We start from the raw sequence: 25810 nt of genomic DNA, 5'->3' as shown, positions 1-25810 counted from the left end.
GGTCAGCCTAGGCGCTGCGGGCCGGTGGCGGCGGTCGCCGGCCGCCGCCACCGGGTCCGGACCGCGAGGTAGGCGGCCAGGCCGAGCGGTCCGAACAGGATGGTCAGCAGCAGCACCGGAGCCATCACCAGCGCCGGCACCCCCCGTTCCCTGCTGTCCAACCACGCCCACCGCCCGACGAACAGATCGAACGCGATCATGTGCGCCCAGCCCGCCGCCGCCCCGTCGGAGGTACCGAGCAGGTCGCGTACCCCGGCCAGGGTCGGCGACGCAACGGCCGGCAGTACGTCACCGAACGCCGGGAGGACCAGCAGCGCGTAGATCACCAGGACCGGCAGCACGATCAGCGGCGAGCCGACGATCCGGGCGGTCCACGACCAGTTCGGCAGGAGGATCATCAGCGCCCAGAACGGCGCGGCCACCGCGAAGGTCAGGGCGAACAGCGTCGCGGTCATGCGGCCAGCGCCACATCAGGGCGGCGGCGGGCCAGCACCAGGCCGGTCGCGGTCGCCGTCGCGAGCACCAGTGCCGCGACCGCGACGAGCGTGGTGGCGTCCGGGCGTAGCAGCGGCTGTCCGCGCAGGGCCTGCCAGGTCAACAACACAGTGAGTACGCCGTACGCGCCGCCCGCGACGGCCAGCAGCCGTGCGCGGGTGCGCTCGTCCAACCGCGTCGCGAACCGGCTCAGCAGGATCGCCAGGATCGGCAACGCCTGCAGGGCGTGCAGCCCCACGAAGTGCCCGATCCGCAGGTCACCGCCGGTGGTGCTCCAACCCACCACCGGCAACCCCGGTCCGCCGTCGATGACGCCCACGCTGTGCGCCCCGGAGATCCCGTCGATGCCCGGCTCCTGCATGGGCAGCACCATAGGTATCGCCGCGAGCATGCCCAGCAGCGACAGGCCGAGCCCCCACCCGACGGCCGTCAGAGCCGCCCGGTCCGGGATCCGCCGGATCAGCACCACGATGCCGACCACGAGGTGCGCGAGGAAGAGCACCATGATCGCCGCGCCCATCACCGAGAACAGCGCGCCGTTCAGCGCGGAGGTGCCGTTGAAGTGGCTGGTCTGCCCGCGTATGACCTGACCGACGATCACCAGCATCTCGATCACCGCCATCGCGACGATGACCGTGACGGCCCATTCGGCGGCCCGGCTGCGGCGCGGCAGCAGGGAGAGCATCCAGGCGAGCGTCGCGCCGTACAGCACGAAGGACACCGCGAACTTGAACGGCTTGAGCCAGATCGGCGCTCCGGTGAGGACGCGCGGGTCGACGAGGATGCCGACCGCCGCGACGACGGCGAGCACCGCCATCGCGGAGACGAAGACCATCAGGGGGCGATTCCAGTGCGTCGCCCGGCGCAGCAGGGTTGTCATGCCTGTAGATGTTCGTGGCCGTACCCGCCGGTCGCGTCCGACCCCGAGCCCTGTTCGCGGCCGGTGGTCGGAGTCCGTCTCCTCCCCGGGTAGGAGACGAAAACCGTCAGAGTCGCTCGACGGTGCTGGCACAATGGCCGGTCTGCCGACCGGACGGGGAGTGACCATGACCACCAATGCCGACCGTGTCCAACCGAACGAGACCGCCGTGCCGCTGCTGCACTGCGCGGACCCGGAGCAGACCCTGGCGTTCTGGCGGGCGCTCGGGTTCGAGGTGACCTACGAGCAGACCAGGCCGTACGTGTACCTGGCGTTTCGGTGGAGCGGCTTCGACCTGCACTACGGGCCGGCACCGAAGGATCTCGACCCGGCGAGGGAGCACTCCGGCGGCTGCCTGGTGTTGGTGGACGCGGTCGCCGCGTACCACGCGGTGTTCACCGAGGCGATGCGCCGCAGCTACGGCAAGGTGCTGGTCAAGGGCCTGCCGCGGATGACCCGCTACCGGGCCGGGGCGTCGCGGTTCAGCATCGTCGACCCGTCGGGCAACACCATCACCTTCATCCAGCGGGATGAGCCGAAGGACCTGGAGTACGGCGGTTCGACGGAGCTCGAGGGGTTGGCCCGGGTGCTCGACAACGCGCGGATCCTGCGCGAGTTCAAGATGGACGACCGGGCGGCGTACCGGGCGCTCGACTCGGGGATGCGCCGCCGCGCGGAGGACGCGCCGGTGGTCGAGCAGGCGATGGCGCTGGCCGCCCTGATCGAACTGGCGACCGCGTTGGACAAGGACGATCGGGTGCCGGAGTGGGGCGAGCGCCTCCGCGCGCTGCACCTGCCTCCGGAGCAGCGGACGCAGGTGCGGCAGTACGTCGCCGACCCGGCCGTCCTGGAACCGTGGTGGCCCGACGCCAGCTGAGCGTCGGCCGCAGCGGGCGTGAGTCGCGGGACCGCGGCAAGTCCGGGTGCCGACGCCGACGGACGGCCCGATCATCCCGGGATAGCCGATTTCTGTTGGGTGCGTCGGGTAATTCCATGAAACGGCACGGAATTACCGCTTTAGGGTAAGTATGACGATCTGCGATAGCTGCTCCGATAGCTTTCGAAGGAGAGGAAAACTCGGATTCCTCCCTTCGGATGCACAAGGAGTCAGTGATGAAGCGCAGTGTCGCACTCGCGGCAGCCCTCCTGGCAGGTCTGACCAGCATCGGATCGATCCCCGGGACCGCCCTCGCCGATGGCGGTGGCCCCGGGTACCACGACGACCGCAAGGGGGGTGATCACCACCACGGCGACGAGGGCGCGGTCTTCGTCCAGACCAACAAGGCCGAGGGCAACACCATTAAGGTGTACGACCGCGACGAGGACGGCCGTCTCACCAAGGCGGGTGAGTACGAGACGGGCGGGCTGGGTGGCTTCACCATCGGCGCGCCGCTCGACGCGCTGGCCTCGCAGGGCTCCCTGACCTATCACAAGGGGCTGCTGTTCGCCGTCAACGCCGGCAGCAACACCGTCACTGTCTTCCGGGTCGAGGGCACCAGGCTGCACAAGCTCCAGGTCGTCTGGTCCGGTGGCCTGCTGCCGGTCAGCGTCGCGGCCCGTGGCGACCTCGTCTACGTCCTCAACGCCGGCGGCGAGGGCTCGGTGCAGGGCTTCGAGCTGCACAAGGGTCGGCTGTCCCGGATCGAGGACGCCAACCGGTCGCTCGGGTTGCACAACGGCAACCCGCCCGCGTTCGGCACCGCCCCGGCCCAGGTCAAGATCGACCCGGACAGTGAGTTCGTGTTGGTCTCGACCAAGGCCGCCAACGTCATGTTCAGCTACGAGATCGGTCGCCACGGCAACCTGTCGCGCAACCCGGTCATCAGCGACGCGGGCAACACCCCGTTCGGCTTCACCTTCGACACCGACGACACGCTGCTGGTCACCGAGTCCGGCGCAAACGCGGTGAGCCGGTTCGAGTTGGAGGACGACGGGGCGCTCGACCAGATCGGGCCGTCGGTGCCCAACGGTCAGCAGGCGACGTGCTGGATCCAGCGCGTCGGCGACTACTTCTTCGCCGCCAACGCCGGCACCTCCACCATCAGCTCCTACCGGGTCAACGACCACGGCAAGCTCGAACTCGTCAAGGCCGTGGCCGCCGACACCGGCGGCGGGTCGATCGACATGACCACCAGCGACGGCTTCCTGTACGTACAGAACGCCGTCGCCGGCAACGTGCAGGGCTACGAGGTGGGCAGGGACGGGTCGCTGACGCTCGTCACCACTGTGGAAGGTCTGCCGAAGTTCGCCGACGGCATCGGCATGGAGGGCATCGCCGCCTCCTGAGCGCACCACCCGCTGGTCCCGGTCGGTCATCGATCGGGACCAGCGTCGTGTGGTCGGTCACCGGTCGACCCGTCCTGTTGAGGTGGGGCCGAGGCTACGAGGCCAGTCGCTCGCCAGCGACGTGCGCCGGTCGGGGGAGGCTGGCCTCGGCGTCAGACGTGTTGATCTCCGACCAGACGGCGTCGAGGGAGAGGCCGAGCACGTCGGCGATCGCCGCGATGGTCGGGAAGGCGGGGGTGGCTATCCGGCCGGACTCGATCTTTCGAAGGGTCTCCGGCGAGACGCCCGCGTCGAGCGCGGTGAGGAGCATCGAACGCTCTCCGCGGGCGCGACGCAGCAGGGCGCCGAGGCGCTGTCCGCGTTCGACCTCTGCGGGGGTGAGTGGCAACCTGACCATGGTCCGATTCTAGTACCGGGATAATATGGCCGGGATACTTATTGGTCCGTGGAAGGCGTTGCATGATCGAGATCCTGAGCCCCGCCGACGTGCTGCGAGCGAAGGAGACCGGCGCGCTGGTCGCCGGCATCCTGCAGACACTGAAGAGTCGCTGCGTGGTCGGCACCAACCTGCTGGACATCGACCGCTGGGCCCAGGCCATGATCACCGAAGCCGGGGCGCAGTCCTGCTACGTCGACTACGAGCCGTCCTTCGGGCGCGGCCCGTTCGGCCACTACATCTGCACGTCGGTCAACGACGCCGTGTTGCACGGGCTGCCGCACGACTACCCGCTCGCCGACGGCGACCTGCTCTCACTCGACCTCGCCGTCTCACTGGGGGGAGTTGTCACGGATTCGGCCATCAGCTTCATCGTCGGCGACGTCCGGCCCCCGGAGAGCGTCGCGCTGATCGATGCGACCGAGCGCGCGTTGCAGGCCGGGATCGCCGCCGCCGGGCCCGGCGCTCGCATCGGTGACATCTCGCACGCCATCGGCTCGGTTCTCGGCGCGGCGGGATACTCGATCAACACCGAGTTCGGCGGCCACGGCGTCGGGTCGACGATGCACCAGGACCCCCACATCTCCAACACCGGGCGCCCCGGGCGCGGATACCGGCTGCGCCCGGGGCTGCTACTGGCGCTGGAGCCGTGGGTCATGGCGGACACCGCCACGCTCGTCACCGACCCCGACGGCTGGACCCTGCGCAGCGTGACCGGCTGCCGGACCGCGCACAGCGAGCACACCATCGCCATCACCGACGACGGCGCCGAGGTGCTCACCCTCCCGAGGTCCTGACCCCGACGTCAGTGACCACCGGCCCGGCGGATCGCGGCGGCCATCGCCGACGAGTCGTGGTCGGCCTCCACCCCCTCGACGAGGATCACCTCGCCTGCGAGGTGCCTCGTCCGCAGGGGCTTGATCTCCTGGTACGCGGGGGACCCGTACCAGGAGCGTGCCGCGCTCAGATCGGGGAACTCGATGACGACCAGGTCGCCCTCCCAGTCGCCCTCCAGCACCTCGATCGGCCCGCCGTGCACGATGAACCGGCCACCGAAGGGCACGAGGGTGGCCTGGATGCGCTCCAGGTATTCCAGCACCTCGGCATGCATGGGTGCCTTACGCAGATGAGCAAGCGCGTACGCGGTCATGACTCTCCGTTCGTTTCGGTCGGCCTCGCCTTCGAAGAAATGATCGCGAGCACGGGCGTGCGTTGTCGATTACGTCGCAGGTAAAGCGGCGTACACAGGTGAGGTCACTAGGGTCGGGGTGTGACGACAGTGGCCAGACCGAAACGACCGCTGGGGGAACTCCTGCGCGAGTGGCGTCGAGCGCGCGGACTGAGTCAGCTCGACCTGTCGATCGAGGCGGGGGTGTCGGCCCGGCACCTGAGCTTCGTGGAGACCGGGCGATCCCGGCCGAGCCCCGACCTGATCCTGCGGCTGGCGGAGCAGCTCGACATTCCGCTGGCTGAGCGCAACACCGTGCTGCTCGCTGCCGGATATGCCCCCGCCTACCCCAGCCACCAGCTGACCGACCCGGAACTGGCCCCACTGCGGGCAGCCGTCCGGCAGATCCTCGACGGACACGGCCCGTACCCCGCGGTCCTCGTCGATCGACAGTGGCACCTCGTCGAGGCCAACCCCGCCGTCGCGCTGTTCACCGCCGTCGCCGACCCCCGCCTCCTGGTCCCACCGGTCAACGTCCTGCGGCTCACCCTGCACCCCGGCGGAATGGCACCGCGCATCGTCAACCTCTCCCAGTGGCGGGCCCACCTTCTCGGACGGTTGCGCCAGCAGGTCCTGGCAACCGACGACGCGGCCCTGTCCGCCCTGCTCCAGGAGCTTCGTGGCTATCCCGACGGCGACGATGTCGCAGCACCGGAGGGCGACACCCTGTCGCGTGTCGTCATCCCACTGCGCTACCGCCATGGCGACCGGGAGCTGTCCTTCGTCAGCACGACCACCCTCTTCGGCACCCCGCTGGATGTCACCGTCTCCGGGCTGGCCGTCGAGGCGTTCTTCCCGGCCGACCCGGTCACCAGGGCCACGCTGCACGCCCTCGGCACGGTGGCCTGACCCGAACACCGTCATCGCGTCCGGGGCGTCGTCGGCTGGGACGGGCCGCTCTCACTGGCGACGACAAATCCGCATCCGACGGGGCACGTCCCTCCGTATACATGGTGAGGCCCGTTCAGAATGAACCGATCGGTCATGTTTTCCGTGATGACGGTCAGGGTCACCCACCAGAGTCACGGAGGCGCGATGTCAACGGTTCGAACGGGTCCGGTCATCGGACTGCTCGCGCAGATCGGCGTGCTGGCGGTGCTCGCGCAGACGGTCGGCCTCGGCCCGGCCGGTTGGGCGGCCGGGCTGGTCTACGGGGTGGTCCTGTGCGCCCTGCTGAGTCGGGGGATGACCCGCGCGGGCGCTGGCGATCTGAGCCCGGCCGATCGGGTGACCCTGAGCCGGGCGATCCTCGCCGGCGGCGTGACGGCCCTGGCCGCGGACTCGTTCACCCGGCCGGCACCGGTTGCGGTGATGGTCGTCCTCACCAGCGTGGCGCTGGCCCTCGACGCGGTGGACGGATACACGGCCCGTCGCACCGGGACGTCCAGCGAACTCGGCGCGCGCTTCGACATGGAGATCGACTCGTTCCTGGTCCTGGTGCTCTGCCTGTACGTGGCGCCCTCGACGGGTGCCTGGGTGCTGGCGATCGGCGCGATGCGGTACGTCTTCGTCGCCGCGAGCTGGGTGCTGAGCTGGATGCGCGGCTCGTTGCCGCCGCGCTACTGGCGCAAGGTCGTCGCCGCGGTCCAGGGCGTGGTGCTGACGGTGGCGATGGGCGACGCGCTGCCCGGTCCGCTGACGACAGTCGTGCTGGTGGCGTCACTGGCGCTGCTGCTCGAGTCGTTCGGGCGGGACGTCAGGTGGCTGTGGACGACCCGTCACCTCCGCCGCGCCGTCGCCAACGACGTGGTCGACCAACGGGCGGGCGTCGCACACGAGTCGGACGCGATGGTCCACGCGGGCAACCAGCCGAGCCACAGCGCCCCGAGCGCGGGCGCGGGGCTGACCGGTCTGGGCCACGGCAGGACGGATGGGCTGCCCTGGCCGGAACACCGGCCGGTCGCCGTGGCCCGACGCGGGATCGCCCGCGTCTGAGCCGCCCGGATGCCGCACCCAACGAAGATCATGGAAGGATGCCCGGGTTGTCGCTCTTGACGCGCGTACGTCAGCTGCCGAGCCAGGGACGGAGGGCGATGAGGGGCGAACTGTCGGACGCCACCACCACGGGTGCCACCACCACGGGTGCCACCACCACGGGTGCCACCGCCACGGACGCCACCGCCACCGACGGCGCCGCACCCGAGGGGCGGCCGCGCCGTTCCATCGTGGGCCGACTGGTCACCCTGCTGGCCGTGCTGCTGGTGCTGCTCGTGCTCACCCTGCCGTACGACTTCGGCCGGTTCAGCCCCGGTGCGTTCGTGCGGATCCCCCTGGAGGCCCTGCTCGCCGTCGCGCTCCTGCTCGCCCTGCCGGCGCGCGCAAGCCGGTTCGTCGCCACCCTCGCCGGGCTGGCCCTCGGCCTGCTCGGACTGCTCAAGCTGTTCGACCTGGGATTCACCGCCTCGCTCAGCCGGGCCTTCGACCCGGTGCTCGACTGGGCGCTGCTCGACGAGGGGTTCGCGTTCCTCAGCGAGTCGTACGGCCGGCCCGCCGCCATCGCCGTGGCGGTCGCCCTGGCGGTGGTGGCGGTGGGCCTGCCCACAGCGGTCACGCTGTCGATGCGGCGGCTGCGCGGGCTGGTGATCCGGCACCGCGCCGGGACCACCCGGACCGTGGCGGCGCTGGTGGTCGTCTGGGTGGTCTGCGCCGCGTTCAACGTGCGGGTGGTCGAGGGCGTGACGGTTGCCGACACGTCCGCGACCACGCTCACCAACGGCCACGGCTTCCAGGTGCGCCTGCGACTCGACGACCGGGAGAAGTTCGCCGCGCTACTCAAGGACGACCGGTTCGCGCAGACCCCCGGCGACCAACTCCTCACCGCGCTGCGCGGCAAGAACGTGGTCATCTCCTTCGTCGAGAGCTACGGCCGCGACGCCGTCGAGGACCCGGAGTTCGCCCCGCAGGTCGGTGCGGTCCTCGACGACGGGACCAACCGGCTGAACGCGGCGGGGTTCGCCGCGCAGAGCGGCTTCCTCACCTCGCCGACGTTCGGCGGCGGCAGTTGGCTCGCACACGACACGCTGCTCTCCGGCCTGTGGGTCGACAACGACCAGCGGCACCGCACCCTGCTGGCGAGTGACCGGATGACCCTCAACGGCGCCTTCCGCCGGGCCGACTGGCAGACCGTGGGCGTGATGCCCGCCGTCAGCAGGGCATGGCCGGAGGGCTCCTTCTTCGGCTACGAGCGGTTCTACGACGCCAGAGCCCTCGGGTACCGCGGCCCGAAGTTCAGCTTCGGCACGATGCCCGACCAGTACACCCTCGCCAGTTGGCGGCGGCTGGAGCAGGCGAAGCGCGACGGCGGGCCGACGATGACGGAACTCGCGCTGGTGTCGAGTCACGCCCCCTGGACGCCCGTACCGGATCTGGTCGACTGGGCCGCCATCGGCAACGGGACGATCTTCAAGGGGACCGCCAAGGAGTCCGACGACAAACGACGCAACACCGAGCAGATCCGCGCCGACTACCGGCACTCCATCGAGTACACGTTGAGCGCACTGATCTCCTACGTGCAGACCTACGGCGACGATGACCTCGTGTTCATCTTCCTCGGTGACCACCAGCCCGCCGCCGTGGTCACCGGCGACAACGCCAGCCGCGACGTCCCGATCAGCATCATCACCCGGGACCGGGCCGTACTGGACCGGATCTCCGGGTGGGGCTGGCAGGACGGGCTCAAGCCCGGTCCGCAGGCGCCGGTCTGGCGGATGGACACCTTCCGGGACCGCTTCCTGACCGCCTTCGGGCCGTAGGCCCGGCCAACCCCACGGACTGGACTCACACAGATGACGGCTGGCACCGACACCAGGATCGCCGCGCTCAGAACCGACCCCGCGATGTCCCTCCTGCACCGATCGCTGGACGTCTACTACGGCGACGCCGAGCGCGACGCCCGGATGGACGCCTTCTACTCCCGTTTCGTCACCGAGGGCGATCTCGTCTTCGACGTCGGCTCGCACGTGGGTGACCACATCGCCAGCTTCCGTCGCCTCGGGGCGCGGGTGGTCGCGGTGGAGCCGCAGCCGCTGTGCCTCCGCGCCCTACGGGCCATCTACGCCGACGACGACCAGGTGACGCTCGTCGAAGCGGTCTGCGGCGCGGCCCCCGGCAGCACCCGCTTCCACGTCAACTCCGCCAACCCCACAGTGTCCACCGCCTCGCCCGACTTCGTTCGGGCCGCGGAGGGCGCGGGCGGGTGGGAGGGCGAGGTGTGGGACGCCGACATCGAGGTCCCGGTGGTCACCGTCGACGCGCTCATCGCCGAGTACGGCGAGCCGACGTTCGCAAAGATCGACGTGGAGGGTTTCGAGGACGAGGTGCTGGCCGGGCTGACCGGCCCGCTGCCCGCGCTCTCGTTCGAGTTCACCACGATCGCGCGACCGGTCGCCTCCCGGTGTCTCGACCGGCTGACCGCGCTCGGCTTCGACGGCTTCGACGTGGCGTTGGGCGACGACAAGTCGATGACGTTCCGACGCTGGGTCTCCGCGACCGACATGACCACCCACCTCGCCGCGCTGCCGCACGGTGCGAATTCCGGCGACGTGTACTGCGTGTCCCGCGGCCGGTTGCGACAGCTACCGCCGCCTCACGATCCGAGGCGGCGGTAGCCAGGTCAGAAGGGCCAGCGCTCGTGACTGCCGGCCTCGATGAGCGGGATCATCGCGAACGCGGCGTCGGACAACCCGCCGAACGTGTGCCGGTTCGCCGCGGCCGGCGTGTGCCCGACCCGGTAACCGGCGAGGTTCCAGGTGTACACCGGCACCTCGGCGGGCACCGCCGCGGCGACGTCCGAAGCGTTGTGCCAATGGGCCTGCTCGTCGGTGAGGATGACCACCCGGTCATGCCCGTCGTAGTGCTTCCGTACCGCCTTCTCGGTGTCGGTGCCCATGCCGAAGAAGTAGCCGTCGTCCTTGAACCGTCGCACCGCCGCGAGCACCGACTCGCCCGCCACCGACGGAAACACCCGGGTGTCATGGGAGAACGACACCACGGTGGCCGCCCGCGCCCGGGCGGCCAACGCCAGGCCGAACACCGTGGCGCCGTCCCAGCAGAGCAACGAGCCGTCCTTGCTGAACGGGCTCTGCATCGACCCCGACGTGTCGATGAGGATGAGGGTCCGTCCGTCCAGGGCAGGCACGTTGGCGAGGGCATGCTGCAGGGCCTTCTCCAACGGGTACGCCCATCGCAGACTCGGTGCCGCGTTGTACGCCGACAGGAAGCGCATCGGCAGCACCCGCGAGGTGGCGACCTGCCCCGGGTCGGAGAGCTTGGCCGCAACCGTCTCCGCCAGGGCATCGCTGACCCCGACCTGGTCGAAGTTGCGCAGGTTGCGCAGCAACGCCACGTACCCCATGGTCGGGATGACGGACTCCCACGCCGAGGCGTCCATCGCTCCCTGTCGCCAGCCGGCCAGGGCTTCCCACGTCATGCCGGCCGCGCCCAGCACCGCCGGATCGGTGACCTCCCGGCGCCGCTCGACGGGCAACGCCATGAGAGCGTCCCGTGCCGCCATCATCCGGAGCGACGCCGGCAGCGGATTGCCCCGCTTGTGCCGCCGGTCCAGCGCGTACCGGAACAGGTCACCCTGCCGCTCGTCCTTCGCGGTGGGGTGGGTCAGGTCGATGACGTCGCCGAATCGCACGCTGCTGCCGACCGAGTCGTACTTGAGCAGGCTCCGCTCGGTGTACAGCCGGACCGCCGCGTCGGCGATACCCCGCTTCACCGGCTTGGGGATTCTCCGGCCATGGCGGGCCAGCCAGTACGCCAGAGCCTCCGCGGGCTCGTCCGCACGCTGCAACGCGGCATCCACGACCGTCCGCGAACCCGGAATCTGTGCGGCGACCTGGGCGCGAGCACCCTCGACAGCCGCCACCACGGCCGCCGAGCGCATCATGGCGCCGGACCGAAGCCACGGTACGAAGCGAGCGAACCAGTCCGGATCTGCGACGGCGACTGTCGCAACCAGGTCCCGGAAGCGAGCGTCCCGGTCCGCAGCGCCCTCGTAGAACGTGTCCTCGCCGACCATGGCGGAGACACCGAGCAGGAAGAGCTCGACGCGGGGCTCGCGGGCGAAGCCGGGCGCGCCCTGGGCGGTCACCGGCTGCCGACGGCTCTTGCGCAGCTTGATGTTGAACTTGGCCATGACGTCCCCCACGTCAATCAGCTCGAATACGCCACCCATGACCGCGGTCAGCGCACAGGGTTTGCGGTGTGGTCGCGCGTCCCGAGGTCCAGGTCGACGACGGATGGCCCTTCACCGGGGTCTGAACCCCTCAGAGGCAACCGTCATCTGCGCGCACCGGGAAGTGCGGGCACGACCGTAGCGACGGCGGCGACAGCGGGGCAACTTATTTACGATCTTGCGAGCGGGAAAGGTGGTCACGCCGCACACCAGAGATCAGATTGGACACGGTGTTGCGGGCTCGAACCGCGGGTCCTTCGCGGGACCTTCACCAAGAAGTAACCGTGTCCGTCGCACCGGTGTGCGGCGTGAGCGCGTCTCCCGAGATCGAAGCGGCGACGGCGACCGGCCCTTGCGGGCCAAGGTGACCTGGGCCGCTGGTCGACGCCACCTGAGGTGGCGGTGGGATTCGAACCCACGTCTCCCCGTTGAGAGCGGAAGTAGCCGTTGCCTGCGCACCGGGAGGCGCGTGACGACGATAGGCCCGTACCGACACCCTGGACAAGCGGATTCCGGGCCAGGCGGCGGCGACCCGTGGTCAGGGCTCGCGGCGGGTGCGTAGGCGGATCAGGGCCAGGCCGCCGACCATGAGGACACCGAGGGCGGCGACAGAGGCTCCGATGGTGGCGATGGCTGTCGGACGGCCACCCGTGACCGGCATGGGCGGAACAGGCCCAGGGAGGACCACTGTCGAGGAGCAGGTCGGTACGGGCTGGGGGACGCGGTCTTCACCACTGCCAGATCCACGCTCAGCGCGGCGGGGGTGATCACTGTCGAGGAGCAGTTCGGGGTGCACTCCGGATCGGAGACACCGCCCGGCGGGGTCGTGCAGGAGGCGACACCCAGATCTATGTTGCCGGCGAAGTCGACGGACGTGGCACCGGCAGGAGCGGTCACGGTGGCGCCCTGGCCCCCGATCCACCACATCTGATCCGGGCCGGCATACCGACTCCTCGTCGAGTGAGAGGCGCACCGCCTTGGTGGGGTCGTCTGATGGACGGTCACGGTGGGTGGGAATCCGCTGGCGCAGCGGATCGCATACCCTGCACGGATGCACCTCGACGATCTTCCGCTCGCCGAGTTCGCGTTTCCGGGGCCACTGCGGGACAAGCTGGTGGGCGCGATCCTGTCCGGGGCGAAGACCTCGACGACCGGCCTGCTGATCGGCTACCAGCGTGCCAACGAGCCGCTGCCCACGGTGGGCCACCTGTCCGCCGTGGTGGACTCCGCCGGCCGGCGGGTCGCGGCCATCGAGCTGACCGACGTACGGGTGATCCGGCTCGCCGACGTCGACCTGCCACACGCCCTGGCCGAGGGGGAGGGTGACGAGTCGGTGGCCCAGTGGCGCGCGGGACACGAGACGTTCTGGCACAGCGCCGAGGTGCGCGCCGAGCTGGGCGACCCCGACTTCACCGTGGACGACGACACCCTCGTGGTGACCGAACGCTTCCGGCTGGTGCACGTCGTCTGAGCGATCCGAGCCGCCGCGCACCGATCCGCGGCGGGCCACGCGGTCGTGCAAGGTCACCTATGCTCGGCGCGTGATCCCCCCGGCACTCGAGATCCGTGGCCTGGTCAAGACCTTCGCGGCGCATCGCGCGGTGGACGGCGTCGATCTGACCGTCCACCCCGGCACCTTCCACGGCATCGTCGGTCCCAACGGTGCCGGCAAGTCCACCACCATCGGGATGGCCGTCGGCCTGGTCACCCCGGACTCCGGGGAGATCCGGATCCTCGGTCACGACGCGCTGCGCGAGCGCGGCGTGACCCGCGCGCTGACCGGCGTACTCCCCGACGGCCTCGACTTCCCGGAACGCCTCACCGGTGCCGAGCTGCTGCGCTACAGCGCCGGCCTGCGCGGGCTGTCGCGGGCCGCGGCCACCGACCGGGCCGCCGAACTGATCGACGTGCTCGGCCTGACCAAGGGCGCCGGCACACCGCTGGCCGACTGTTCCACCGGCACCCGCAAGAAACTCGGCCTCGCCCAGGCGCTGCTGCACGCGCCCCGGCTGCTCGTGCTCGACGAACCGTTCGAGGCGGTCGACCCGGTGTCGGCGGCCACCATCCGCCAGGTGCTGCGCCGGTTCGTGGCCGGCGGCGGCACCTGTGTACTGTCCACCCACTCGATGCTGCTCGTCGAGCAGATGTGCGACGACGTCACCGTGATCCACCAGGGCCGGGTGGTCGCCGCCGGGCCGGTCGCCGAGGTCGCCGCCGGCAGCAGCCTGGAGGACCGGTTCGTCGAGTTGGTCGGCGCCGAAACCTCCGGCAGCGCCGGCCTGGACTGGCTGACCGGGGCACGATGAGCGCGCAACCCTCCCTCGCCCCGCTGGCTGACACCCTCGGCGCGATCGCGGTGCCGGCCCGGATGCGCGCGACGATGCTGCGCCGCTCACTGCGCGAGCACCCCGGGCCCACGGTGGCCGCCCTGGTCGGTCTGCTCGCCGCCGCCTGGTTGATCCGGTACGCGCTGCGCGGCGACCAGCACACCCTCGGCCTGCTCGCCGGTGCCTGGGTGCTCGGCTGGATCGTCCTGCCGCTGCTGCTCGGCGGGGGTCGCGGCCGGGTTCGCCCGGCCCACCTGCGGTTGGAGCCGATCGGCGGGTTCCCGGCCGCGATCGGCCTGCTGGCCGCGTCGGCGATCGGCATCGGTCCGGCCGTCTCGCTGGTGGCGCTCGCCGCGCTGCCGGTGCACGCCGCCCGGCACGGCACCGTCGCGGTCCTCGTCACCGCCTGCGGTGCGGTGCTGCTCTGGCTGCTCGGACTGATCGGCTCGGCCATCGCGCTGGAGGTCGTCGGCCACGCCGGTGGTCCGGCCGGGGCGCTGCTCACCGGCGTCTTCACCGGTACGGCGATGGGTGTCGCGGGGTCGCTCTGGGCGGTCTTCCCGTGGGTGTCGGTCCTGCTCGTGGCAGCGCCGCAGGAGGTGGTCCGGGCGATGGCGTACGTGCCGAGCGGTTGGCCGATCGCCGCCGTGACCGGGCCGACCGGGCGAGGGGTGGGCATGATGGCGGCCCTGGTGGGCATCGTGGCGCTCTGCGCCGCCGCGTACCTCATGCTTGTCCGAAGGGTGATCGCCGCTGGCGTGCCGTTCCGGCCGCGTCGGACCACGGCCGTGCCACCGGCCGTGGCTGACCGCGAGTGGCTGGGGTGGGTGCCGGCCGCGACGCGGGCGGTCGTCGGCCGCGAGTTGCGGGCCTGGATGCGGCATCCGCTGCGGTTGCAGTATCTGGCGTTCGCTGTGGTGTACGGGGCGCTGCTCGCCGGGCTGCCGCTGCTGTCCGACGTGGACCTGCTGCTGCCGTGGGCCGGGCCGCTCGCCGTGCTCGGCGCGGCGGCCATGTCCGCCGGCCTGGTCGGGCTGGACGGCACCGCGTTGTGGCTGCCGCTCACCACGCCGGGCGGCGAACGCGCCGAGGTCCGGGGACGGTCCCTGGCCTGGCTGGTGCTGATCACCCCGATCGGGGTGCTGCTCACCGTCGCGGGTGTCCTCCTCGCGCCCGACGTTGACCCCCTGGCCGCGCTCTCCACCCTGCCGGCCCTGCTCGGCGCGGGTGCCTCGGTGCCGGTGTGGGTGTCGCTGCTGCGCGTACGCCCGGTGGCCGACCCCCGACACCCCACCGCGGCTGACAACCCCACGGACATCGTCAGCGTGCTGGTCGCCACCGGGTCGGGGCTGGTGGCCGCCGCGCCGGTGCTCGCCCTGGTGATCTGGGGCCCGTCGGGAGTGACGCCGCTGCTGCCACTGGTCGGGCTGCTCAGCGGCGCCGCGGCCTGGCGGGGCGGCATCTGGCTGGCTGACGAACGTCTCGCCCGACGCGGGCTCGACGTGCTCGCCGCCGCCGGCCAGCGCAGTAGGCCCACGGAGACGGTGCTCCCGCTGACCTGGGACGCGCAGTGGTTCCGCGAGAACAAGCTGACCGCGTGGGCGCTGGGGTTGCTCACCGTGGGGTGGATCCCGGTCATCCCGCAGGGGGTGATGCCATTGGCGTTCGGAATCGACAGCGGGTGGATCGTGGCCGGTCATCTGAGCGGGGGCGCGCACACGGCGGTGGGTTTGGCGATGATCGGCCTGGGTGTGGCGATGCTGCTCGCCGGCCTGGTGCTGTGGGACCGCCGGCCGCAGCCGGGCGTTTCCGCCCACCCTACTTCCGGGCAAGCGCAGTAGGCGGGGTTCGGCACCTCGATCGGTGGCAGCTCAGCAGGGGATTGCTCGGCGTGTCGAACAGCGCAGCTGCCAACGATCAAGGGAGCAGCACCACCTACAGCAGTGCGAGCTGGCCCTCGACCTCATCCGCGTGTGGCTCCCGTAACTGCCAGAGGCGGATCACCCCAAGGCGGGCGTCGTGCGTCATCCACCGTCCGTCTCCACCGGCGGACCGGATCGAGTTCTGCGGCATGTCGATGCCGTAATCCATCACGGTCTGCGGTCGCAACGTGCGGGTGGAGAGTAGGAGATGCTGCTCGGAGTCGCCCTGGTCAGTCGCGACGCCGACCATGACCCAGTCGTCGGATACGACGGCTGCGGCCTCGTACATCGAGTAGTCGTCGGAGTCGCCCAGATCCGGGATGTCGTCGTAGCGGCGCTCTACCCGGGCACTGTCGTCGGCAACATCGCGTATCGCGATCCGGCCGCTGCCGTGCGGCATGGAGAGATAGAAGCTCCCGTCGGCGTTCATGTCGGCCAGGCAGCCGTTCATTCTCTGCCCGGCGAGAAGCCGCTGATCGCCCGTCGTCCAGCGGTAACTGCGGCAGGTTTCCGGTCCTACCGCGATGTGCAGCCCGACGTGTTCTCGATTGGCGTCCAGGATGAATGTGGCAAAGCCTTCAACGGTCTGAAGGGGGCGCCGGTCCACCTCGATACCGCCACTCGACGCGTCCAGCACGACGAGTTGGTCGCCGGTAGCGTCGGGCACAAACAGCCAGAGAAGGTCGTCCCCGGCCAGGTGACAACTCGGGCGGGGCCAACCTGTCGACAAGGCCCTGCCGTGCTCGACCGCCCACTGGACGCGGCCATCAGCGCTGCGGACCTGCACCTGTCGTGGTCCCACAACCGCGAACCGCGACCGGTCCGGAGCCACGCCGACGGCCAGGATCGGATCCGCGTCGGAGGGCTCCCACGCCAGCGCGACGGTCAGGTCCGAGCGCAACACGCGCAGCGAACGATGGCTCCACGCCAGTAACCCTGTGCCGGTCAGCCACTCGACGAAGGTCGGCGGCGTCAGTACTGTCTCGGCGATCAGCAACGGGCGCACAGCTGTGAGCCTACGCACGAGCCTCCCGGGGAGGCCGGCGGTGTGGAGGAAGAGCCGGCTCTGTCCGCAGGCGTCACAGCATCGCCAGAGGGGCCAGGGGTACGCCGTCGACGCCGTCGAGCCTCATCAGCTCACCCACTCCAGATCCTTCTCTGTTCAGGGGCATCTCGAACCGCCACGACTCGTGCGTCATCTGCGGTTGGAGCTGCGCGGACAGGTCGCCCTTGCCCTGGCACCGCTTGCGCAGGCGCTCGTACGCGGCCTCGCGGTCCTCGAATTCGATCGACTTCGCCGTTGGGAGTGCCCGGACGGCCTTCTCCACGGCGGCGCGTTGTTCGTCGGTCGCCGACGACTTGAGCCGGACAATGACGCCGATCCGCGACGGTCGAGGGTTGACGTCCGCGATCCTGAGCGCCACATCCTCCACGCCGTCGGCCTCGGCCACCACCAGTTCGACCGCCTCGGCGATCGACGCATCGGTGACGGTGGCGTGGAGAAGCTCCGGCATGTACTCCGGCTTGAGGGCCGCCAGCAGGTCGGGCTGGTCCTTCAGCTCCGCCTTCTGGCGTTCGTACGCCTGCTCGCGGGTTTCGAGGGACACCTCAGTGACACTGGGCATCGACCGGAGCTGCTGCTCCACGCTGCCCTTCTGCGCCACCGTCACGTCGTTGTCGAGGAAGACGGTCAACGCCACGTCCCCGGGTTCCTCGGGTTTCGAGGTGCAGGCGGGAAGGGACAGCAGGACGACGAGTGACAGTAACGGGGCTCCGCGGCGCATGGGCGAAGATCGTAACCATCACTCGCGCGCATCGCCGCCCCTGAACAGCGGACTCGCCGGCGCGGGAAGTCGTCAGGATCTCAGTGCCGTGGTTCGTCTTCGTAACCTGCGTCCGACAGACTGCGTGGTATGGGTGATCGTTGGCGCCGGTGGGCGTGGGTCGGTGTGTTCGTCGTCGGGCTGATCCTTTATCTGGCGGTGCTGCGCACCCTGGTCAGCACCAAGAATCCGAACTTCGTACCGGCGTTGATCCTGCTCGGGGCGACGCTGGTCCCGTTGACGTTCCTGACGTTCGCGCAGGCCCGTACCGGGCGGTGGCAGGTGCCGGCGTCGGTGCTGGTGACCTCGGCGTTCTTCGGCGGTGTGATCGGCACGGTGGTCGCCGGCACCCTGGAGTACGACACCCTGCGCGGGCTCGGCACCCTGCCGATGCTGTTCGTGGCGTTGATCGAGGAGTCGGCGAAGCTGATCGTCCCGGTGATCCTGCTGTTCACGGTGGTGGCCCAGCACCGGCGTCGGGTGCCCTCGGACGGGCTGATCATCGGGGTCGCGGCCGGCATGGGGTTCGCCGCGCTGGAGACGATGGGCTACGCCTTCACCGCGCTGCTGAGCTCGCAGGGCAACATCGGCGCGGTGGAGCAGACGCTGTTCATCCGTGGGCTGACCGCGCCGGCCGGGCACACCGCCTGGACCGGGCTCACCGCTGGCGCGTTGTGGGCGTTGTTGGCGAGCCCGAGTGTCGGCCGGATCGTCGGGTTCATCGGCACGTTTCTGGGTGTCGTCGTCCTGCACACCCTCTGGGACACGTTCTCCGGCTCGCTGGTCTTCGTCGTGGTGGCGATCATCAGCATCGGCTGGTTGTTCTGGGCGTTGCGCCGCTACCGCACCTTCGGCGAGCACCCCGTCGGTCAGCTCGCACCGAGCTGATCAGCGCCGCACCCGGTGCCTCTCCCGGCCGGCACGAACGGCCGGGGGAGGCATGACTGTTGGTGATCCCGCTGCGACCGGACCGGCACCTCATCTACCGTCAGAGTGTTCATATATGGCGGATTGGTCGGGAAGGTGCGGCGATGGGGGTGCGCAGCTGGTTCGCGGGCTGGCCGGTGTACCGCCAGCTGACCGGCACGGACCCGTTGGGCCGGGGCGCCGCCGCGAAGTCGGACGGGTCCCGCGCGCTGACTGCCCGTACCGATTCCGCTGACAGCATGGCGCGGTCGGTGTGTCCGTACTGCGCGGTGGGTTGTGGTCAGCGGGTGTTCGTCAAGGACGGGCGGGTCAGTCAGATCGAGGGCGATCCGGACAGTCCGATTTCGCGGGGTCGGCTCTGCCCGAAGGGCGCGGCCAGCAAGAGCCTGGTCACCAGCCCGTTGCGGCAGACCACGGTGCGTTACCGCCGCCCGTACGGCACCGAGTGGGAGGACCTGGACCTCGACACCGCGATGAACATGATCGCCGATCGGGTGCTGGCCGCCCGGGACGAAACCTGGGAGGACGTCGACGCCGAGGGCCGGCCGCTCAACCGGACGCTGGGCATCTCCAGCCTGGGCGGGGCGACGCTCGACAACGAGGAGAACTACCTGATCAAGAAGTTGTTCACCGCGATGGGGGCGCTTCAGATCGAGAACCAGGCCCGCATTTGACACTCCTCCACCGTCCCCGGTCTGGGGACCAGCTTCGGTCGTGGCGGCGCCACCCAGTACCAGCAGGACCTGTCGAACTCCGACGTCATCATCATCCAGGGTTCGAACATGGCCGAGGCGCACCCGGTGGGTTTCCAGTGGGTGATGGAGGCCAAGCGTCGGGGGGCGAAGGTCTTCCACATCGACCCACGGTTCACCCGCACCAGCGCGCTGGCCGACGCGTACCTGCCGATCCGGGCGGGCACGGACATCGCGTTGCTCGGCGGGGTGATCCGCTACATCCTCGACAACGAGCTGGACTTCCGGGAGTACGTGGTTTCCTACACCAACGCCGCGACCATCGTGACCGAGGAGTTCGCCGACACCGAGGACATGCACGGGCTCTTTTCCGGCTTTCGGGAGGAGAACGCCTCGTACGACCAGACCAGTTGGCGCTACGAGGGCCACGCCCAGAACCAGACGACCCGGGACACCGAGACGCAGCGGGAGACCGGGGCCGGGTTGGAACACGAGTCACACGGTGCTCCCGTCGGCGGCGAGACCGAGCGTGACGAGACGTTGCAGCACCCGCGCTGCGTTTACCAGATCCTCAAGCGGCACTACGCCCGCTACACGCCGGAGATGGTGGAGCGGGTCTGCGGCATCCCACAGGAGAAGTTCCTCGAACTGGCCCAGGCCTGGACGCAGAACTCCGGCCGGGAGCGGACCGGCATGCTCGTCTACTCGGTGGGGTGGACGCAGCACAGCGTGGGTGTGCAGTACATCCGTACCGGCGCGATCATCCAGCTGTTGCTGGGCAACATGGGCCGCCCGGGTGGCGGGGTGATGGCCCTGCGCGGGCACGCCAGCATCCAGGGCTCCACCGACATCCCGACACTGTTCAACCTGCTGCCCGGTTACCTGCCGATGCCGCACCACGCCGACCACCCCACCCTGAACGAGTGGGTGGACAGCATCGCGCACCCCGGGCAGAAGGGGTTCTGGGGCAACGCCCGCATCTACGGCGTCAACCTGCTCAAGGCGTACTGGGGAGACGCCGCTACCGCGGAGAACGACTTCTGTTACGGCTATCTGCCCCGGATGACCGGTGATCACGGCACCTACCAGCAGGTGCTGAACATGATCGACGGGAAGATCAAGGGGTACTTCCTGCTGGGGCAGAACCCGGCGGTGGGGTCGGCGCACGGTCGGGCGCAGCGCCTCGGCATGGCCAACCTCGACTGGCTCGTGGTCCGGGACCTGTTCGAGATCGAGAGCGCCACGTTCTGGAAGAACGCGCCGGAGATCGAGACCGGGGAGATCGTGCCCGAGGAGTGTCGCACCGAGGTGTTCTTCCTGCCCGCGGCGTCGCACGTGGAGAAGGAGGGCACGTTCACGCAGACGCAGCGCCTGTTGCAGTGGCGGGAGAAGGCCGTCGAGCCGCCGGGCGACGCCCGCTCCGAGCTGTGGTTCTTCTACCACCTCGGGCGCATCATCCGGGAACGGTTGGCGGCGTCGACCATGCCGCGCGACCGTGCGTTGCTCGACCTCGCCTGGGACTATCCCACGCACGGTCCGCACGCGGAGCCGAGCGCCGAGGCGGTGCTGCGGGAGATCAACGGGTACGACGTGGCCACCGGCCGCCCGCTGGCGTCGTTCACCGAGATGAAGGACGACGGCTCCACCGTCGGCGGCTGTTGGATCTACACCGGGGTGTACGCGGACGGGGTCAACCAGGCCGCCCGGCGCAAACCCGGCGCGCAGCAGTCACTGGTGGCGCCCGAGTGGGGTTGGGCGTGGCCGGCGAACCGGCGGATCCTCTACAACCGGGCCTCCGCCGACCCGGACGGCAACCCGTGGAGTGAGCGCAAGCGTTACGTGTGGTGGGACGCGGACAAGGGCGAGTGGACCGGTTACGACGTGCCGGACTTCGAGAAGACCAAACCGCCGTCCTACCGACCGGAGCACGACGCCTCAGGCGTGGCGGGCATCGCCGGCGACGACCCGTTCATCCTCCAGGGCGACGGCAAGGGCTGGCTGTACGCACCCACCGGCGTCCTGGACGGGCCCCTGCCCACCCACTACGAGCCGGTGGAGTCACCGGTGCGTAACCCGCTCTACCGGCAGCAGGCCAACCCGACCCGGAAGGTCTACACGCACCCGATCAACACCTTGAACCCGAGCCCGCCGCAGGAGCACAGCGACGTCTTCCCGTACGTGTTCACGGTCAGCCGGCTCACCGAGCACCACACCGCCGGCGCGATGAGCCGCAACGTGTCGCCGTTGGCCGAGTTGCAGCCCGAGATGTTCGTCGAGGTGTCGCCGGAACTGGCTGCCCTACGAGGACTGAGCCACCTGGGCTGGGCCCACCTGGTGACCAGCCGCGCGTCAGTGGAGGCGAAGGTGCTGGTGACCGACCGCGTCACGCCGCTGCGGGTGGACGGCCGGATCATCCACCAGGTCTGGTTGCCGTACCACTTCGGTTTTGAGGGTCTGGTGACCGGCGACTCGGCCAACGACCTGTTCGGCATCACCCTCGACCCCAACGTCCTGATCCAGGAGAGCAAGGTCGGCACGTGCGACGTCCGGCCCGGACGACGCCCCAGAGGCCAGGAGCTGTTGGACCTCGTCGTCGACTACCGACGGCGGTCGGGGAACCTCGTGCACCGTTACCCACCGATGGTCACGACCGACGTCGCCGACAGCGCCAGCGACCAGGAGGCCTGACCGATGCCCCACGCCAACGCCCTGTACGGGCCGCTGGACCCCGCACCGGACGCGGGCTACGAGAACGCGCCGCCGCGGATGGGGTTCTTCACCGACACCAGCGTCTGTATCGGTTGTAAGGCCTGCGAGGTGGCCTGCAAGGAGTGGAACGGTGTCCCCGAGAGCGGGCTCGACCTGCTGGGCATGTCGTACGACAACACCGGTGCGCTGACCGCGAACTCGTGGCGTCATGTCGCGTTCATCGAGCAGCCCCGCTCGGCTGGCTGGGCGACTCCGGCGTTCGCGGGTGATCCGGACGGGCCGGCGGTCAGCCCGGTGACGGCGGCGGTCGGCGCGCGTACCCGCACCGATACGGGCACGGATCCGGGTTTGCCTACCGGTTCGCCGGGGGCGGCGGCGCGGATGTCGGGTGGGCCGGAGTTTCTGGGGATGCCGGGGGCGCAGCCGCCGGGCCGCGGTACGGGTGCGGAGGGTCGGACGGACTTCCGCTGGTTGATGATGTCGGACGTCTGTAAGCACTGCACTCATGCGGCGTGTCTGGATGTGTGTCCGACGGGTTCGTTGTTCCGGACGGAGTTCGGGACGGTGGTGGTGCAGGAGGACATCTGCAACGGGTGTGGGTACTGCATTTCGGCGTGTCCGTACGGGGTGATCGATCAGCGTAAGGGTGATGGTCGGGCGTGGAAGTGCACGTTGTGCTACGACCGGTTGGGTGTGGGGATGACGCCGGCGTGTGCGCAGGCGTGTCCGACCGAGTCGATCCAGTACGGGGAGCTGGATGAGTTGCGGGAGCGGGCTGCCGCGCGGGTGGCGACGTTGCACGAGCGGGGCGTGCCGGAGGCGCGACTGTACGGGCACGACCCGAACGACGGCGTCGGCGGTGACGGCGCGTTCTTCCTGCTCCTCGACGAGCCCGAGGTGTACGGGCTGCCACCGGATCCGGTGGTGACCACCCGCGACCTACCGGCCATGTGGAAACGCGCCGGCCTGGCGGCGATGACGATGGCGGTCGCCGCGGCGGTCGCGTTCCTGGGCAGGCGGCAATGACCGACGAGACACCATCGAACGAGCCGGTCGGTGCCCGGTTCCGCGAGTTCCAGGCCGGCCTCGACCAGCCCGCCGGGAAGCGCCACCGGCAGCCCGGCGGGCGACGCGGCGACGGCGGTGAGCAGCTCACGGTGCCGCCGGCCGACTTCGCCTCCTACTACGGCCGGCCCGTGCTGAAGCCGCCGGTGTGGAAGTACGACATCGCCGGCTACCTGTTCACCGGTGGCCTCGCCGCCGGCAGCGCGCTGGTCGGCGCGGGCGCCCAGCTGACCGGACGACCAGGGCTGCGCAAGGTGGGCCGGTGGACGGCGCTCGGCGGCGTCGCCGCCAGCACGTACCTGCTGATCCACGACCTCGGCCGGCCGACCCGGTTCCATCACATGCTCCGGGTGGCCAAGGTGACCTCGCCGATGTCGGTCGGCACCTGGATCCTCGCCGCGTTCGGGCCGCTGGCCGGCGTGGCAGCGGTCGCCGAACTCGCGCCGCTGCTCCCGCAGCACGGTGTGTTCGGCCTCGCCCGCCGGATCGGACCACCCGTCGGCAACGTCGCCGGACTGGCCGCCGCCGCCACCGCACCGGCGCTGGCGACGTACACCGGGGTGCTGCTCGCCGACACGGCCGTGCCGTCCTGGCACGACGCCTACCCGTCGCTGCCGTTCGTCTTCGCCGGCAGCGCGCTCGCCGCCGCGTCCGGGGTCGGACTGGTCGCGGCACCGGCCGCGGAGACCGCCCCCCTACGGCGACTCGCCCTGGCCGCGGCGGCCGTCGAGTTCGGTGGCGGGCACCGGCTGGAGCGGCAGGGCCTCACCGGCGAGCCCTACACGCGCGGACGCAGCGGCCGGCTAATCAAGGCGGGACGCGTCCTGCTGACGGTGGGCACCGTCGCCGCGCTGGTCAGTCGACGCAGCCGGGTCCTGTCGGCGCTCGCCGGCGCCGCCCTGGTGGCGTCGTCGGTCGCCACCCGGTTCGGTGTCTTCGAGGCGGGGCGGGTGTCGGCGCGCGATCCGAAGTACACGGTCGTGCCCCAGCGGGAGCGGCTCGACGAGAGCCGGTCGACGAGCCGACTCTGAGCGGATCGACGAGAAAGGCGCCCCCTGACGGGGCGCCTTTCTCCGGATCCGGAGGCTGGCCACGCGACCCGAGGTCCGGGCGCGACGGGCCGCCGCCAGCGCGGCCGGTCAGCCGGTGAACAGCTTCGCGGCGGTGATGGCGGTCTGGATGATGCCGTACCCGAGCAGCACCGCGACCAGCAGCCACGACAACCACAGTCGCCCGGTCTGGCTACCGACGCGCGGCGGCGCGGGCGGCTGGCTCTGCGGCCCGATGGCCACCGGCTCGGTGACGGTCGCCTTCGCCACGGGCGACGTCGGCCCCCGGTTCGGTTCGTGGAACCGCTCGGGCACCGAACGGACCAGCAGGTTCGCGATGAACCCGATGGCGAGAACACCGACCATGGTGAACAGCGCGGGCCGGTACGCCGCCGCGGTGAGCGTGCCGGGCTTGCCCTGCGTGTCGAGGATCCCGTTGACGATCAGCGGGCCGGCGACACCCGCGGCCGACCAGGCGGTCAGGATCCGGCCGTGGATCGCCCCGACCTGGAAGGTGCCGAACAGGTCACGCAGGTAGGCCGGCATGGTGGCGAAGCCACCGCCGTAGAAGGAGATGATCGCGGCGGCGATCAGCACGAAGACCGCGGTCGCGGAGTGCCCGGCCACGGCGAGCAGCAGGTACAGCACCATGCCGACGCCGAGGTAGACCATGTAGATCGGCTTGCGGCCGATGAGGTCGGACGTCGTGGACCAGACGAACCGGCCCGCCATGTTGAACAGCGACAGCACCCCCACGAAGCCGGCCGCCGCCGACACCGAGACCGTGGTGGCGGTTCCGTTGTCGCGGAAGAAGTCCTGGATCATCGGGCTGGCCTGCTCCAGGATGCCGATGCCCGCGGTGACGTTGCAGAACAGCACGATCCACAGCAACCAGAACGACCGGGTACGCACCGCGTTCGACGCGGACACGCTCGCCGTCGTCACCAGAGGTTTGGCGGCAACGCTCGCCGGGTCGAACCCGGCGGGCCGCCAGTCCGGCGCCGGAACCCGGACGTTGAACGGGCCGAACATCATGATCACGAAATAGCCGATGCCGAACGTGACGAAGAGCGCCACGAGGGCACTGCCCGACGCGACGGCGGCCGGGTTGTTGGGGTTGTAGCCGGAGTCGTAGAGGGAGAGCAGTTGGCGCGCGAGCGGGCCGGCGACCAGGGCGCCACCGCCGAACCCCATGATGGCCAGCCCGGTGGCGAGGCCGGGGCGGTCCGGGAACCACTTGATCAGTGTCGAGACGGGCGAGATGTAGCCGATGCCGAGCCCGATGCCGCCGATGACGCCGTACCCGAGGTAGAGCAACCAGAGTTGTTGCGTCGCGATGCCGAGCGCGCCGACCAGGAACCCGGTGGCCCAGAAACAGGCGGAAGTGAACATCGCCCGGCGCGGCCCGTTCTTTTCCACCCACCGGCCACCCACCGCCGCTGACGAGCCCAGCATGACGATGGCGATACTGAAGATCGCCCCGATCGCCGTCTGACTGCTGTCGAAGTGCGCGATGAGGGAGTTCTTGTAGACACTCGTCGCGTAGACCTGACCGATGCACACGTGCACAGCCAGTGCCGCGGTCGGGATGAGCCAGCGGCTGTATCCCGGGGGAGCGACAGTATGCCGAGGATCGAAGACCGACAGCATGGGCATCGTCCACACCTCCTGCGGCTGAGTGGGCCGCGACGGTGCCGAGCTGTCCGGCCCGGCGGTTGACCGAGCGGCACCGCAGTGGCGGCCCGGCGCAC

The 25810-nt window shown here is 70.2% G+C and carries 20 protein-coding genes, 1 tRNA gene and 2 pseudogenes; 14 read left to right on the top strand and 9 right to left on the bottom strand.

All coding sequences use genetic code 11. From position 1 onward, the window contains the following. Window positions 1-2 precede the first annotated feature (2 nt). A complete protein-coding gene (locus QSK15_RS25340) occupies window positions 3-455 on the bottom strand; it encodes an ABA4-like family protein (protein WP_285796643.1) in 453 nt (150 codons plus the stop codon). Then, window positions 452-1375 carry a hypothetical protein gene (locus tag QSK15_RS25335; protein ID WP_285796642.1) on the bottom strand — a complete coding sequence of 308 codons (924 nt, stop codon included), beginning with the start codon at window positions 1373-1375 and terminating at the stop codon, window positions 452-454. Before QSK15_RS25335 ends, QSK15_RS25340 begins: the two co-directional genes overlap by 4 nt. A gap of 166 nt (window positions 1376-1541) precedes the next feature. Between QSK15_RS25335 and QSK15_RS25330 the strand changes: the two genes are divergently transcribed. Beyond that, entirely contained in the window at window positions 1542-2291 is a 750-nt protein-coding gene (locus QSK15_RS25330) for a DUF8817 family protein (RefSeq protein WP_285796641.1), read from the top strand. 236 nt (window positions 2292-2527) lie between these two features. Beyond that, the gene (locus QSK15_RS25325; RefSeq protein ID WP_285796640.1) at window positions 2528-3700 is read left to right on the top strand and encodes a lactonase family protein; all 1173 of its coding nucleotides are present in this window, start codon (window positions 2528-2530) and stop codon (window positions 3698-3700) included. 94 nt (window positions 3701-3794) lie between these two features. Here QSK15_RS25325 and QSK15_RS25320 read toward each other — a convergent pair whose 3' ends face one another. After that, window positions 3795-4097: a helix-turn-helix domain-containing protein gene (locus QSK15_RS25320; RefSeq protein ID WP_285796639.1), complete on the bottom strand. Its 303-nt coding sequence runs from the start codon at window positions 4095-4097 to the stop codon at window positions 3795-3797. 62 nt (window positions 4098-4159) lie between these two features. Here QSK15_RS25320 and map point away from each other — a divergent pair, with 62 nt between their 5' ends. Next, window positions 4160-4933, top strand: coding sequence for a type I methionyl aminopeptidase (gene map / locus QSK15_RS25315; RefSeq protein ID WP_285796638.1), 774 nt, complete (start codon window positions 4160-4162; stop codon window positions 4931-4933). 8 nt (window positions 4934-4941) lie between these two features. Here map and QSK15_RS25310 read toward each other — a convergent pair whose 3' ends face one another. After that, on the bottom strand, window positions 4942-5286 hold the full coding sequence (locus QSK15_RS25310; RefSeq protein WP_285796637.1) for a DUF1330 domain-containing protein: 345 nt from the start codon (window positions 5284-5286) through the stop codon (window positions 4942-4944). A 120-nt stretch (window positions 5287-5406) separates the two neighbouring features. Here QSK15_RS25310 and QSK15_RS25305 point away from each other — a divergent pair, with 120 nt between their 5' ends. The 4 genes and pseudogenes from QSK15_RS25305 (at window position 5407) to QSK15_RS25290 (ending at window position 9971) form a co-directional block, all read left to right on the top strand. After that, window positions 5407-6213: a helix-turn-helix domain-containing protein gene (locus tag QSK15_RS25305; protein ID WP_285796636.1), complete on the top strand. Its 807-nt coding sequence runs from the start codon at window positions 5407-5409 to the stop codon at window positions 6211-6213. 186 nt (window positions 6214-6399) lie between these two features. Continuing rightward, window positions 6400-7092: pseudogene (locus QSK15_RS25300) on the top strand (CDP-alcohol phosphatidyltransferase family protein); the annotation flags it as partial. A gap of 305 nt (window positions 7093-7397) precedes the next feature. Then, window positions 7398-9116, top strand: coding sequence for a sulfatase-like hydrolase/transferase (locus QSK15_RS25295; protein ID WP_285796635.1), 1719 nt, complete (start codon window positions 7398-7400; stop codon window positions 9114-9116). Between the two features lie 33 nt (window positions 9117-9149). Further along, entirely contained in the window at window positions 9150-9971 is an 822-nt protein-coding gene (locus tag QSK15_RS25290; RefSeq protein WP_285796634.1) for an FkbM family methyltransferase, read from the top strand. A gap of 5 nt (window positions 9972-9976) precedes the next feature. On the opposite strand, the gene QSK15_RS25285 is transcribed toward QSK15_RS25290, so the two are convergent. Then, the gene (locus tag QSK15_RS25285) at window positions 9977-11518 is read right to left on the bottom strand and encodes a TROVE domain-containing protein (protein ID WP_285796633.1); all 1542 of its coding nucleotides are present in this window, start codon (window positions 11516-11518) and stop codon (window positions 9977-9979) included. Between the two features lie 424 nt (window positions 11519-11942). Beyond that, window positions 11943-12005 (bottom strand) — tRNA-OTHER (locus tag QSK15_RS25280). A gap of 591 nt (window positions 12006-12596) precedes the next feature. On the opposite strand from QSK15_RS25280, the gene QSK15_RS25275 reads away from it, so the two are divergent. The 3 genes from QSK15_RS25275 (at window position 12597) to QSK15_RS25265 (ending at window position 15713) form a co-directional block, all read left to right on the top strand. Further along, window positions 12597-13016: an ASCH domain-containing protein gene (locus QSK15_RS25275; RefSeq protein WP_285796632.1), complete on the top strand. Its 420-nt coding sequence runs from the start codon at window positions 12597-12599 to the stop codon at window positions 13014-13016. 70 nt (window positions 13017-13086) lie between these two features. Next, window positions 13087-13851, top strand: a complete 765-nt coding sequence (locus QSK15_RS25270) for an ABC transporter ATP-binding protein (protein ID WP_285796631.1) — start codon at window positions 13087-13089, stop codon at window positions 13849-13851. Further along, window positions 13848-15713 (top strand): hypothetical protein, encoded by a 1866-nt coding sequence (locus QSK15_RS25265; protein ID WP_285796630.1) that lies wholly within the window; start codon window positions 13848-13850, stop codon window positions 15711-15713. The genes QSK15_RS25270 and QSK15_RS25265 overlap by 4 nt, the downstream gene beginning before the upstream one ends. Window positions 15714-15807: 94 nt before the next feature. Here QSK15_RS25265 and QSK15_RS25260 read toward each other — a convergent pair whose 3' ends face one another. Both QSK15_RS25260 and QSK15_RS25255 read right to left on the bottom strand, forming a co-directional pair. After that, entirely contained in the window at window positions 15808-16800 is a 993-nt protein-coding gene (locus tag QSK15_RS25260; RefSeq protein ID WP_285796629.1) for a hypothetical protein, read from the bottom strand. 73 nt (window positions 16801-16873) lie between these two features. Beyond that, window positions 16874-17578: a permease-like cell division protein FtsX gene (locus QSK15_RS25255; RefSeq protein ID WP_285796628.1), complete on the bottom strand. Its 705-nt coding sequence runs from the start codon at window positions 17576-17578 to the stop codon at window positions 16874-16876. Between the two features lie 129 nt (window positions 17579-17707). Between QSK15_RS25255 and QSK15_RS25250 the strand changes: the two genes are divergently transcribed. The 4 genes and pseudogenes from QSK15_RS25250 (at window position 17708) to nrfD (ending at window position 24041) form a co-directional block, all read left to right on the top strand. After that, a complete protein-coding gene (locus QSK15_RS25250; RefSeq protein ID WP_285796627.1) occupies window positions 17708-18505 on the top strand; it encodes a PrsW family intramembrane metalloprotease in 798 nt (265 codons plus the stop codon). 143 nt (window positions 18506-18648) lie between these two features. Continuing rightward, window positions 18649-21897 (top strand): annotated as a pseudogene (gene fdh / locus QSK15_RS25245) (formate dehydrogenase); the annotation flags it as partial. 30 nt (window positions 21898-21927) lie between these two features. After that, window positions 21928-22971, top strand: coding sequence for a 4Fe-4S dicluster domain-containing protein (locus QSK15_RS25240; RefSeq protein WP_285796625.1), 1044 nt, complete (start codon window positions 21928-21930; stop codon window positions 22969-22971). Continuing rightward, window positions 22968-24041: an NrfD/PsrC family molybdoenzyme membrane anchor subunit gene (nrfD, locus tag QSK15_RS25235; protein ID WP_285796624.1), complete on the top strand. Its 1074-nt coding sequence runs from the start codon at window positions 22968-22970 to the stop codon at window positions 24039-24041. The genes QSK15_RS25240 and nrfD overlap by 4 nt, the downstream gene beginning before the upstream one ends. 108 nt (window positions 24042-24149) lie before the next feature. Here nrfD and QSK15_RS25230 read toward each other — a convergent pair whose 3' ends face one another. After that, window positions 24150-25709 (bottom strand): OFA family MFS transporter, encoded by a 1560-nt coding sequence (locus QSK15_RS25230; protein WP_285796722.1) that lies wholly within the window; start codon window positions 25707-25709, stop codon window positions 24150-24152. Window positions 25710-25810 lie beyond the last annotated feature (101 nt).

This window comes from Micromonospora sp. NBRC 107095 (assembly GCF_030269705.1).
Lineage (GTDB): Bacteria > Actinomycetota > Actinomycetes > Mycobacteriales > Micromonosporaceae > Micromonospora > Micromonospora parva.
This window is presented reverse-complemented; position numbering and strand designations above follow the sequence as displayed.